General features: G+C 45.3%; 10 protein-coding genes. 2 read left to right on the forward strand and 8 right to left on the reverse strand.

Annotated elements, in window-relative coordinates; genetic code table 11:
* Positions 1–276 precede the first annotated feature (276 nt).
* From B147_RS0102425 to pilM, 5 genes are read right to left on the reverse strand one after another with little or no spacing between them, the layout of a single operon-like run.
* On the reverse strand, positions 277–2,586 hold the full coding sequence (locus B147_RS0102425) for a type IV pilus secretin PilQ (protein ID WP_157237741.1): 2,310 nt from the start codon (positions 2,584–2,586) through the stop codon (positions 277–279).
* Between the two features lies 1 nt (position 2,587).
* Positions 2,588–3,265 (reverse strand): pilus assembly protein PilP, encoded by a 678-nt coding sequence (locus B147_RS0102430; protein WP_020585666.1) that lies wholly within the window; start codon positions 3,263–3,265, stop codon positions 2,588–2,590.
* Between the two features lie 13 nt (positions 3,266–3,278).
* Complete coding sequence (locus tag B147_RS0102435) at positions 3,279–3,950, reverse strand: type IV pilus inner membrane component PilO (RefSeq protein ID WP_020585667.1); 672 nt, start codon at positions 3,948–3,950, stop codon at positions 3,279–3,281.
* Entirely contained in the window at positions 3,950–4,540 is a 591-nt protein-coding gene (locus tag B147_RS0102440) for a PilN domain-containing protein (RefSeq protein WP_020585668.1), read from the reverse strand. The genes B147_RS0102435 and B147_RS0102440 overlap by 1 nt, the downstream gene beginning before the upstream one ends.
* Positions 4,537–5,589, reverse strand: a complete 1,053-nt coding sequence (pilM, locus tag B147_RS0102445; protein WP_020585669.1) for a type IV pilus biogenesis protein PilM — start codon at positions 5,587–5,589, stop codon at positions 4,537–4,539. The genes B147_RS0102440 and pilM overlap by 4 nt, the downstream gene beginning before the upstream one ends.
* A gap of 238 nt (positions 5,590–5,827) precedes the next feature.
* Here pilM and B147_RS0102450 point away from each other — a divergent pair, with 238 nt between their 5' ends.
* Positions 5,828–7,261 carry a two-component system sensor histidine kinase NtrB gene (locus tag B147_RS0102450; RefSeq protein ID WP_033396749.1) on the forward strand — a complete coding sequence of 478 codons (1,434 nt, stop codon included), beginning with the start codon at positions 5,828–5,830 and terminating at the stop codon, positions 7,259–7,261.
* Positions 7,262–7,278: 17 nt separating this feature from the next.
* Positions 7,279–8,670 (forward strand): sigma-54-dependent transcriptional regulator, encoded by a 1,392-nt coding sequence (locus B147_RS0102455; protein ID WP_020585671.1) that lies wholly within the window; start codon positions 7,279–7,281, stop codon positions 8,668–8,670.
* A gap of 324 nt (positions 8,671–8,994) precedes the next feature.
* On the opposite strand, the gene B147_RS0102460 is transcribed toward B147_RS0102455, so the two are convergent.
* The 3 genes from B147_RS0102460 to B147_RS0102470 form a co-directional block, all read right to left on the reverse strand.
* Positions 8,995–9,687 carry a tetratricopeptide repeat protein gene (locus B147_RS0102460; protein WP_020585672.1) on the reverse strand — a complete coding sequence of 231 codons (693 nt, stop codon included), beginning with the start codon at positions 9,685–9,687 and terminating at the stop codon, positions 8,995–8,997.
* 34 nt (positions 9,688–9,721) lie between these two features.
* Positions 9,722–10,177 carry an SH3 domain-containing protein gene (locus B147_RS33085; protein WP_020585673.1) on the reverse strand — a complete coding sequence of 152 codons (456 nt, stop codon included), beginning with the start codon at positions 10,175–10,177 and terminating at the stop codon, positions 9,722–9,724.
* Positions 10,178–10,325: 148 nt separating this feature from the next.
* Positions 10,326–11,297, reverse strand: a complete 972-nt coding sequence (locus tag B147_RS0102470; protein WP_020585674.1) for a FeoA domain-containing protein — start codon at positions 11,295–11,297, stop codon at positions 10,326–10,328.
* Positions 11,298–11,596: the final 299 nt, after the last annotated feature.

The following is an 11,596-nucleotide window of genomic DNA, read 5'->3' on the forward strand; positions in this document are numbered from 1 at the left end:
ATTTGATACCTTCAATTTGTAACGGTAATAAAAGTGTTGTGGAACAAAAAGCCATACAACCAATGGAACGCTATTCCCTTTTTTGAGGGGAGTGTTTCATATAAAGAGAAAATCAGCAGATACTACTTAAGAACTGTTTCGTTAAAATGTCATATGCGGCAACTGCTTCATAGAACTCCATAACCTCAGATTCAAGAACTCGGTTTGACTGAAACATAACCCCAAAAGCCTTTATATCATGATAGAGTTAGCGGCAAAGATTATAACTCATAGTACTTATTGCACCATATGCCGTTTCTGTTCAAGCTGGACAATTGAAGGGGTCAGGAAAATAAGCAGTTCATTTCGATCGTCAGACTTGGATTTTGATCCGAAAAGGTAACCTAACCCCGGAATGCCGGCCAAAAAAGGAACACCATCACTGTCCTGGCTCTGGGTCGTCTTGACCACCCCGCCAATAACAACCGTATCGTTATTATTGACCAGAAGCTCTGTCTCCGCCTCATTTGTTGCCAGGGTCGGGACACCATCGGAACTGATACTGGCAACGTCATTTTTGGTCAACCGAACGGTCATGGAAATTCTGTTGTCCGGCGTAACATGGGGCGTTACTTCCAGCAACAAGTCAATGTCTTTATATGCCACAGAAGATCCGCCTGAATCGTCACGCTCCAGATAGGCATACTCCTGCCCCTGCTTGATCATTGCCTTTTTGTTGTCCAGGGTCAAAATTCTTGGGGAGGATACGATCCTGACATCTCCCTGTTCCTCGGAGGCCTCAAGCTGGGCATTCAGTGCACTGACGGACGACCCGAACAGACCGAAAAAAGAGAAATCACCGGAAATTCCCACGTTAGGTCCGGCCCCGTTAACAGACACAGAGTAATCATCCACAAAACCCGATGTCACACCAGGATCATTGGACAGATTCCAGTTAATCCCGAAACTTCTGGAAAATTCCTTGGTGACTTCAACCACCTTGGCCTCAATCATGATCTGGGGCGTCACCTTATCCAGGCGGTAAATCAGCTCATTAGCCTGGGTAATTTTGGCCTGGGTATCGGTAATGATCAGCATATTTGTACGGGTGTCCACTGAAATCTTGCCCCGCTCCGGCGTTAAAATCTGGGATACATGGGGTTCAATATCAGCCTTTGCATCTGAATAATTGACAGGGATATATTCGGTGAGAAGGGGTTCCAAGGCCTTTTTCTGGTCTTCGGATTTCTGCCGGGCAGCAATGGCTTCCTGTCGTTCGTTTTCCTCCCGGGCAAGGGTTGCCGTGGTGGCAATGCGGATAACATTACCCTCCATTTTTTTCCCAAGGCCGTTCATTTTTAAAACAAGATCAAGGAGTTGATCCCAGGGAACCGGATCTTGAAGACTCAATGTCACTTTACCTTCCACATCTTTATCAATGGCAAAGTTCACGCCCCCCACGCTTTTCAATATTCTGAAAACATTCTTAATATCTGTTTCATAAAAATCCAGTTTAATTTTTTCGCCGATGTACCGGACCGAGGCAGGATTTAACAAAGGATCCAGGGAAGTTCCATTCTCTTGGGCCGTTGAATTCACAAAATCCGGTTCTTCAAGTCCCGGTCCCGCATTGCGCTTTTGCCCGGCGTTCAGACTCACTTTGGCCTTGCCAAATTCAGGCGGAGAGACAGTAGAAGCTTCGAAGGTCATATGAATACCCTTGGTGGTTTGAACCACCTGGAACGGCACCTTTTCCCTGATCTTGATATCTACCAGCGTATCATTGGGATTTGCAGGATTTGGCCGGGGCATGACCTGTTCCACGGCAGAATTGAAATACCGGGTCATAAGGGGCCGCTGATGGTATAAGGGCACCATTGTATTATACAATATCAGCCCCAGGGAATCATTGCGGTCCTGAATTGTTTCGTAGCGAACCGGATGATCCGTTAGAATATGAATATCAGACTGACCAAGATCATTGTTATCAAATTCAATATGGGTCAGATGTGCCGTTGTTGGAGGGATGGGAACATCTTCGGGCAGCACCCCAGACGCTTCCAATATCTGTGCAGGTTCATCTGTAATAGTGTCTGCCCCAGCCGCCTGTGTAAAAGAGTTTCGACTGCCCTTGAGAATAATTCCCAAACGGCCCGGTTTTTCCGCCACAATGTACGGCAGATCTGCTTTAAGCAGAATATCGACCTTAACGGTCGTCTGGGCCTCGTCAATAAACCCCACCTTTATACCGCTGACACGGGGATCGGAAAAGGGTCCGGCATCCACACCGGGGGCAAGACGGACATTGGACAGATAAACGCTCACGGCAAAGGGGAAAGCCTGCTTAATGGACGTATAATCATCCAACCCCGGGGAACCTTGTATCCATACTTCAAACGCATCTGCACCCGGGTTGACCCATATTTTATCAATTATACTGGGTAACTCTGAATCGTCCTGAGCAGTCGGGCTTTTTTGCACCTTGGTTGCACTTGCCGGTGCTGCGTTTTTTTGAGTTACGCACCCTGCCGTAAAGGAAAGCAGCAAAACCGACATGATAAGACCTGTCCCATAATGTCTGACAGCAGATCGATAATTAACCATCATCTTATTCCCCATCCTCACTTTTATGAAATTTAATCTCCTCATACCGCTTACGTTGTTTCCCTTGATAATCTTTTACGGTTTCTTCAATTTTGATTCCTTGCCTGGTTATGGACGTCACCCTCCCGCCATTCGGCCCGATATACGTACCAATGGAGACCTCATACCCTTTACCGGTAGTTTCCTCCACCATGGCAATGGTCCGGCCCTGCATTTCAACAACCGCCACCAGCTTAACCTGGCTTAATTCCAATTTTTCCAAAGGCGTCAATGTTCTCTTGGGTTTTGAATCTCCAGATGAACCAGACCCTTCATACGCAGTCTTTTCAGCAATCAAAGGAACAAACGGATCCACCCGCCCCTTGCTGTTATATTTTTCCATGGGAGTGGAAATACCGGCTTTTCGTAAGTCGGCTGCAGCATTACTGTCGTCCCCGACTTGCTTGTCATTAACTGAATTCTGCGGTGATTTCAAATCAGATCCCAATACCTGTTTCTTCCCATTATCCCCTGTAACATTCATTTGCGTTGCAGGCGGATTTGATTTGGAAATAGGTTTGGAAATCACTTGGGGCGGCTTTGTCAAGTTTGGAATTTGGGCTTGGTCCTCATTACAGGCGGAGACGAACAATAACGAAGTGCCCAAGCCGACCACACAACATATTTTAATTAATTTTTCCATATCCGACACCCTTCTACCCCTTTTTGTGTCTCTTCCTGCCTTTCCTGCCAGTCTTTCCATCTTCTTTGGGTTCAACAAACATGTAAGTAACGGCCACGCATTTCATCTGAATTTTATTTCTGTCGGCCGTATCTTTTCCTGACATCCGGTTCATATTAATAGTTGAGATATTGACAATACGATTGAGTCCGGCAACCCGGTAAAAAAACTCGGCCATCTGATGGTAACGGCCGGCAACCGTCATGGACAATGGGATTTCTATGTAGGACGATTTCTCCACCATGTTCTGGGGCGCAAATAATTGGATCTCAAGCCCGGCATCCCTTCCTGCCTTGGATATTTCATCCAGCAAAGAAGGCAGTTCCCTCTTATCAGGAAGAGCCGTCATGGCAATATTGAATTGTTCCCTGGCTTGGGCCATTTGGGCTTCCACCTTTTCAAGGGCGGCGGCCTTGATCTTATACGTTGACAAAAGATTTTTCTGAGTTTCCAAATCCTGCCTGACTGCCGTAAGGGTATCAAGCTTTGGTCCAAGCAAGAGAAAATAAAACCCGGCAATAATTACACCCAACGTGCCCAGACAGATAAGCAGACGCTGAACTTTGGTCAATGCGCCTATTTTTTCAAATAGGGCATCCACCTTTCCACTTTTTTTCACATTGCTGTCTTTTTTTTCCCCGGCCATTATTTTTTCCCTTTTTTGGACTTTTCATCCTTAGCAGTTTGTTCGGGCACTATCTTTTTGCAGGCTATATCGAACTCCTTTAACCGAATATTGTCGTAAAATGCCTTTGTCTGTGACCGCTTTAAATCTACAGCCCTAAACATCTGAGAATTTTCAAGCTCTCTCATGAATGCTGCAATGGTTGGGTTATCAAAGGCAACCCCTTTTAAGGAAACGGTTTGGGCATCTGCCGAAACACTGGACAGCCACATTTTTGTTTTTACAAGCGTATCTGACAACTTTTCTAATAAAATCTGCTGCTCATTCTTTCTTTCTTTCAGGTTCTCAACAATTGCCAGCTTATTTTCCAAAATCGCCAAATCTTTTTTAATCCGGGAAACCGTATCCGCCTTCTTCTTATATTTAAGGCTTTCGTCCCTTATCTGGGCGACCTCATTTTGTGTTTGACTAATTTCATTGTTCAGCGCAAAAAACACCCAACCCAGTGCCAAAATAATAAAAATAACGGAAAGGCAGAATACGGATACCTGGCGGCGGATATTCTCCTTTTTCCTGGCGAGCCTGAACGGCAACAGATTGATTCGTATCATTTGTCATTCACCCGTCTCATGGCAAGCCCCAGTGCAATGGGGGCCAGAAGCTGGTACGCTTCCAGTTCGCCAAGTTCTTTTGAATCGCTGATCAGTCCGGCAAAGGGATTGATCCTTGATACCTCTGCCTTCAGCTCTTTAGTCAATTTTTCAGCCAGCTGGTCTATGAAACCGCCCCCGCCGCAGACAACAATATTTTCCACCCCGGCATTTCCGGGGCTGGACTCAAAGGTATAAACCACGTCACAGATATCTGAACACCAGTTGCCGACAACCATTTCATACAGCTCTTCCAACGCCTGTTCAGATTCCGGATGGTCGATCTCGCCCATAATGATCTGCAATGCCTTTTCCCGGTTAACCTCAAGTCGTTCACCGACAACAGCGACAAGCTGCTCGCATCCATTGGTCAGATCCCGCATCATCATGGAATTGTTGTTCTGAAGTATATTCACACTTGTTTTGGAGGCCCCCACATCAAGCAACAGGGTTATACGCTCATGATCAACATCAGGAAGATTTTCATAAACATTTTGAAGTGCAAACGCATCCACGTCAATGATAACGGGATTAAGGCCCGCCATATGGATCAACTCAACATATTCATCCACCAGGTCCTGTCTTACCGCAACAAGAAGCACATTCATCTGTTCCGAAGAGTACTCGCTATCACCCAGGATCTGATAATCGATATTGACATCATCTATATCGTAAGGAATATATTGCTCGGCCTCAGCCCGGATATTTCTATGCAACTCTTCATCGGGCACCTTTGACGTGCTGATGGTTTTGATTACCACGGAATGGCCGCCGGTTGACAGCGCCACATTTTTTTCCTTAATCTTCTGCGACTGAAATAGGGAACGAATAATTTCAGACAATCCCTCCATATCGACAATCCGGCCTTCCTGAATCATGCCTTCGGGGACCTTTGCGATACCAAATTTATGAAGTTTCCTGCCTTTGTTGGTCGTTTTCAGTTCGGCCACTTTGACGAAAGCAGCCCCAATGTCCAGGCCTACAAGGTGATCTTTTTTTCCGAATATCATACGCATCTATCCTAAATTGCGGCTGTCGCAAAGGGGTTGAACTTTAAGAATGCAAATAATAATTATTGATATCCTACATTAATATAACTATATATTTGATACGAAATGGGCGTAAAGTCAAGCAGAATCAAACTATTTAACTGGTTGAATAGCAAATAAAAAAAGTATTTGTCAAATAAAACTCCCCAAAGAAAACATGAATTTTTCCCATAACAATAGAGATAAAAAACAAATTAACGTGAAAAAAAAGCAACAAAAAGAGCCCGATAATTCCGGCACCCGACCTTTTGTTCTTGTCAAAGCCTTTACTGTTTCAAGCCTTGTTGTCATGCTGACGGCAACCATTGTTATTGCAGCGTTGAATGCCCACTGGGTAAGAAAAATACTGCTTGAAAAAAGTAAAGAATATAACCGGCTTCTAGTGGAAAACCTGAATCACCAAATATTTTTAAGATTTGTATGGCCTGTGGTTTTCAAACAAGGAGAGATAAAGTTACGGGAACCCGGCCAGTATAAACTTCTTGACACGGTTGTTAAAACCACCCTGCACAGTTTCCATGTGGAAATGGTCAATATATACGCAACGGACAATGTAATTGCCTACAGCCTGGATAAAGCCCGGATCGGCAAAAAAAATGCCGGGGGGGTCCATTATGAAAAAGCCATGAAAAAGGAGGTAACCTCCAAGCTTATTCAGCAGGGCAACTGGATGGAATTGACATTCTGGTTCCCCAAAGAGACAAAAATCGTCACCTTTGCTCCTTTAATGCAGGAAGTCCAACTCACTCGGGAAAAAGACAGGATGGTAATCGGCGTCATTGAAATTATCAGGGATGTATCGGACGATTATCAGCAGGTATTTAAACTCCAGGGATTGATTGTCGTCAGTTGTGCCACCATCATGGGCATTCTTTTTCTCATTCTCAGGTTTGTGGTAAAACATGGAGAAAATATTATTGAGCGCAGGGCTGAAGAACGGCTTAAACTGGAAGAAAAACTCCGTCAGACAGAGCATCTGTCCGCAATCGGAGAAATGACGGCCGGCGTATCACACGAAATTCGCAACCCCTTAGGTATTATAAAAAGCTCTGCGCAGCTGATGAAAAAAAAGATGGCCAAGTTAGACCCATCCAGCAGTATTCCGGAAATCATTGTTGAAGAATCCACCCGTTTAGACCGCATCATCACAGATTTCCTTGATTTTGCAAAACCTAAAATCGCAGATTTAAGGCCCTGCTGTCTGGAAGATATCATAGAAAAAAACATCGCTTTTTTATCGTCTTCAGATGAACTTGAAGATATCAAAATCATCCGGGAATACCAGGACAACCCTCCGGACATTCTTGGAGATCCTGCCATGCTCTATCAGGCCTTTTTAAATATTTTCCTAAATGCATTTCAGGCCATGGATCAAAAGAATGGGCGCATCACCATTGCCACATGGTACGAGCCCGGGTTCGTCCATGCAGGTTTTACAGATACAGGTCCGGGCATTGACGAAGAGATTCTGAAAAAAATTTGGACGCCCTTTTTTACCACCAAGGAGATGGGAACCGGTTTAGGTCTTGGTATCATTAAAAACATCATTCAGGCGCACCAGGGGGAGATCAACATAACCAATGCCGAACCCTGCGGGACCAGGGTGGAGATACGCCTGCCCGCAGCGCCGTAAAATATCCGGGAGTTCTAATGGAAAGAATATTGATTGTAGATGACGAAAAACACTACCCAATGATTATCGGTGAAGTGCTGTCCGAAGAAGGGTATACCCCTTTCACCGCATCAAGCGGAATGGAGGCACTGGATATTCTAAATACCCAACCCATTGACCTGGTCTTGTCCGATGTCAAGATGCCGGGCATGTCCGGTATTGACCTTCTGGAAAAGGCTAAACAGATAAAACCGGATCTTCCGGTGATCATCATGACAGCATTCGGCAGTGTGGAAAAGGCTGTAGAAGCCATGCACAAAGGGGCTTACACGTTTATTTTAAAACCATTTGAGAATGAAGCCCTTATTGCCCACATTGCCAAAGCTTTGTCCATGTCCAAAATTGTTCAAGAAAACACGCTTCTTAAAGATGCTATCCAGTCCCGGTATCAGTTTGACAACATCATCGGTAAAAGCAAACCTATGCAGGCGGTGTACGAGATCATAAAAAAGGTAGCCCCGACCAGTGCATCGGTGCTCATTGAGGGGGAAAGCGGCACCGGCAAAGAACTTGTGGCCAAATCGATTCATTACAACAGCATGAGAAAGGATCATCCCCTGATCGCGGCGAATTGTTCGGCGTTTGCAGAATCTCTTCTGGAAAGTGAGCTTTTCGGACATGAAAAGGGGGCATTTACCGGTGCGGTTGGATTAAAAAAGGGCCGGTTTGAAATGGCGGATAAAGGCACGCTTTTTCTGGATGAAATCGGGGAATTACCCATGCCGCTCCAGGTAAAACTATTACGGGTACTCCAGGAACGGACTGTGGAGCGGGTTGGCGGGACCGTAAGTCTACCCGTGGATTTCAGGCTCATTGCCGCCACCAACAAAATTCTGGAGGATGAAGTTAAAAAAGGCAATTTCAGGGAAGACCTGTACTATCGTCTCAACGTGGTCAAAGCTCGTATCCCCCCCTTGCGGGACCGCTTGGAGGACATTCCTTTGCTTATCAATCATTTTATAGAAAAATATACCCAGGGTCCTGAGACTGCCGGGGTTGTCACCGGTATTGACAAAGAAGCAGTCCAGCGGCTGTGTGACCATGAGTGGAAAGGCAATGTCAGGGAACTGGAAAATGTCATTGAACGGTCCGTCATCCTGGCCACGGGCAGCACGATTACGGTTTCGGACCTACCGTCCCAGATCCGGAATCCCAAATCCGGCACACTTCAACTTGACGGTATTCCCGATGGCGTAGGCCTTTCCGAAACCCTTGCCGCAGTAGAAAAGAGAATGATCCTGCGGGCAATGAAGATGTCCGGCAATGTCCAGACGAAAGCGGCAAAGCTCCTCGGCATTGGGAAAAGTGGATTGAGCCAGAAACTAAAAAAATTCAGTCTGGATAAGGAGTTAAAACTGAATAATAAATAATGCCGGACCATAGTTCAAAATTTTGAACTATGGAAAAGGTCGTTATTTGGGGATGACGCTCGCTTTTCATAAAACCGGAACGTTTAAAGTTCAAAATTTTGAACTTATTCATTCCATAATCACATAAATGACTATCGTGCCGTCAAAGCGCACATAACAAATAAATGTGTATTTACGATGAGTTATAAAATTTATGAATGATTTTAAACCGAGTGGCAGAAGAATTGCATTTAATGATTATCACTAACCGAGGTTAGTTTTTCATCTTTTTTTCCTTTTCTAAAAAAGGCTGCCCTGCCCAGGCAGCCTTTTTTAGTTTGTATTCTATTTGATCCGGGCCTGGGCCATGGCCTTATACATAGATGATTCCCCACTTTCGGCAATTTTTTCATACATCTGACGCCCGGCATCGGTATCATTGAGTTTTTCATAAATCAGCGCCAGGGCAAATCGGGCCTCATCCTTTAAAAGATTGGATGCGCCCTTCTCCACACGCAAATAATAGGACTTTGCCTGTTCCAGGTCATTGTTCAATTCGCAAATCGTTCCCATGGCGCAAAGCAAAAAATTCTTGACACCGGCCTTTTCCCCCACAGTTGACAATGCCCGGGAATACAGTTCAAATGCTTGATCATATTCCTTGGCATCAAAACATATTTTCCCAAAATTAATGAGTGCCATGCGCCCGGCACTGGTGTTTGAATATTCATCAAAAAGCGTTTGAAAGTCATCTTTAACCGCTTCATATCCTTTCCGGGCATCCCGGTTCCGGGAATATTGTTCTTCATATGTTTCATAGGCTTTTGCTGACAATTCAGACGCCTTAATTTCAGACTGTCTAAAACTGAACATAATCGCAGAAAAAACAACCGCCACCCCAACCAGTGCACCGGCTGAAATCATCAACAGTTTTTTATGGGCAGCGGCCCATTCAACGGACTTGCTAAGCCCCTCCTGGAACGGATCCATCTGGGCCAGTTCTTTTTTCCGTTCATTTGATACGCCTTGATTTGCCATGAAATTCTTACCTTATAATAGTTAGTTACCTGATCTACCACACCAATGTTTTAAAAATCCAGCCGACTTCGCCATCAGCATGCTCAATATTAATCCAGTCTCCTTTACGACCGATCACTTTAAAAGGAACACCCCTCTCCACTCGGAGCAGAATGTCAGCGTCTTTATCGGGTTTTGAGCGGACATTGCATTTTGATTTGATTGAAATCACTGTATCGGTTTTTTCCAGCATAGTTTTATGGATCCAGGCCGTATCCCCTTCAAAATCCTTCACCTCGTACCAATCCTGTTTTTTATTGATCACAAGGAAAGGGTGATATCTCTCCACTTGCCACAATACCTTATATTTGATTCCCGAACCGTTTCTCAAATTGGCAACAGAGGATCTTACCGACAGCCTTTCCGAGGCCAACGCAATACCGACACACAAAAAAACAAAAAGACAACAGACTGAAATTATTAGAACATGCTCTTTTTTTACACGACACATAAATATCTCCGGTCAGCTTCAGTTTTAATCACATCGTACCCGGTATATCAGAAAAACACCTTGGCATGCAAGGTATTGGGTTGTTTACTGCAGCGACCTTTGCAACACCGGGGACAAGCTTTCCGCCCCGTTTCCCATACAAAAAAAATTACGGTGTGATGTTCTCCACAAAAATTCTCGACGCATCCTTTTCTGATAAAGCCAACCGATGCCCCCGCACCATAACCTCAATGGAATCTGATGACGGGCTGTTATTGAGCACCCGAACAACAACGCCTTGATGAAACCCCATTTTTCCCAGCCGACGCCGTGAAAAGTGTCCGCCGTTCACCCGGGCAATACTGCCCTGTTTCCCCGGTACCATCCGTAAAATAGGCAGGGACTCATTGAAAAACGGCAGGGACGCCCCCCCTGCCCCGTCATTGGATGGTTCCTCGGATCTTTTTTCGGGGCGAACCCATATTTTGGAAGCCATCCCCGCACACAGAATCAGGCGGTTGCAATCCGATGCAATGACAATCTGACCACCAATGGCAGTGGAAATGATTTCAACAAAGATACCCATCCGAAGTCCCATGGAAGCAAACCGCATCTGCATTTTTCTGCCGGCAGTCACATTGACGATCTCAACCCGTTCTCCAATTCTTGCCCTGGACAAGGGTATCAGATCATCCCGTTGCGCCATGCACTCCCCGCAAAGGCCATAAATCTCCATTTTATGCTGGAGCATAAAAAAGCCGTACTTGGCAGCCAATTTTTCCTGAAGATTTTCTAAATCGTCATCATTGAACTCAATAATAGCACCACATTTGGTACAGACCATATGATCATGATGCACCCCGAGCTGACGGTGTTCGTATAAAATGGTTTCATCCCGGTCAAACGCAACCTGACTGGCAAATCCCAACCGGCATAATTGTTCCATGCACTGCAGCAAAAATTCATTATCCACACGTAGTCCATCTTGCCTGACCTGATCGGCAATCCGGGCAAGACTGACATGGCCTTCCAATTTTAAAAAAGATTCCAGCACCTGAAATCGCTCCTCAAAGCGATCAAGCCCCCGTCGGCCAAAAAGGCGGCGGAACTGTTCTTTTTCCTGCTGATGCCTGTCCGGCATATTCCTAAACTCCTCTTTGAACACCCATAGTCTAAGGGCCTATCCCCAGATTAAACCTTTCTTAAAAGGCATATAAATAATATAGGAGCAATCCCTTGTCAATATAGCTATTTATCCAACAGTGCTGACGCATAAATAATAAAAGGTCGGCCGAAGTTGTTCCGCCCACTCCTTTTTGGGAAAATTCCGCCTTTCCTTCTTTCAGAAGGCATCGGAAAGGTAGTTCTTCCTACACAAACCATGGCCTGTACCGAAGATTTTCATTCCGTCCGGGCATAGTTCTCCCCCATTCCAGGCTT

Source organism: Desulfobacter curvatus DSM 3379 (genome assembly GCF_000373985.1).
Classification (GTDB): Bacteria; Desulfobacterota; Desulfobacteria; order Desulfobacterales; family Desulfobacteraceae; genus Desulfobacter; species Desulfobacter curvatus.

Coding starts and splice junctions, on each gene's coding strand:
- B147_RS0102440 (WP_020585668.1), bottom strand. CDS start 4,540: ATGATACGAATCAATCTGTTGCCGTTCAGGCTCGCCAGGAAAAAGGAG.
- B147_RS0102430 (WP_020585666.1), bottom strand. CDS start 3,265: ATGGAAAAATTAATTAAAATATGTTGTGTGGTCGGCTTGGGCACTTCG.
- B147_RS0102455 (WP_020585671.1), top strand. CDS start 7,279: ATGGAAAGAATATTGATTGTAGATGACGAAAAACACTACCCAATGATT.
- B147_RS0102470 (WP_020585674.1), bottom strand. CDS start 11,297: ATGCCGGACAGGCATCAGCAGGAAAAAGAACAGTTCCGCCGCCTTTTT.
- B147_RS0102425 (WP_157237741.1), bottom strand. CDS start 2,586: ATGATGGTTAATTATCGATCTGCTGTCAGACATTATGGGACAGGTCTT.
- B147_RS0102460 (WP_020585672.1), bottom strand. CDS start 9,687: ATGGCAAATCAAGGCGTATCAAATGAACGGAAAAAAGAACTGGCCCAG.
- B147_RS0102435 (WP_020585667.1), bottom strand. CDS start 3,950: ATGGCCGGGGAAAAAAAAGACAGCAATGTGAAAAAAAGTGGAAAGGTG.
- B147_RS33085 (WP_020585673.1), bottom strand. CDS start 10,177: ATGTGTCGTGTAAAAAAAGAGCATGTTCTAATAATTTCAGTCTGTTGT.
- pilM (WP_020585669.1), bottom strand. CDS start 5,589: ATGATATTCGGAAAAAAAGATCACCTTGTAGGCCTGGACATTGGGGCT.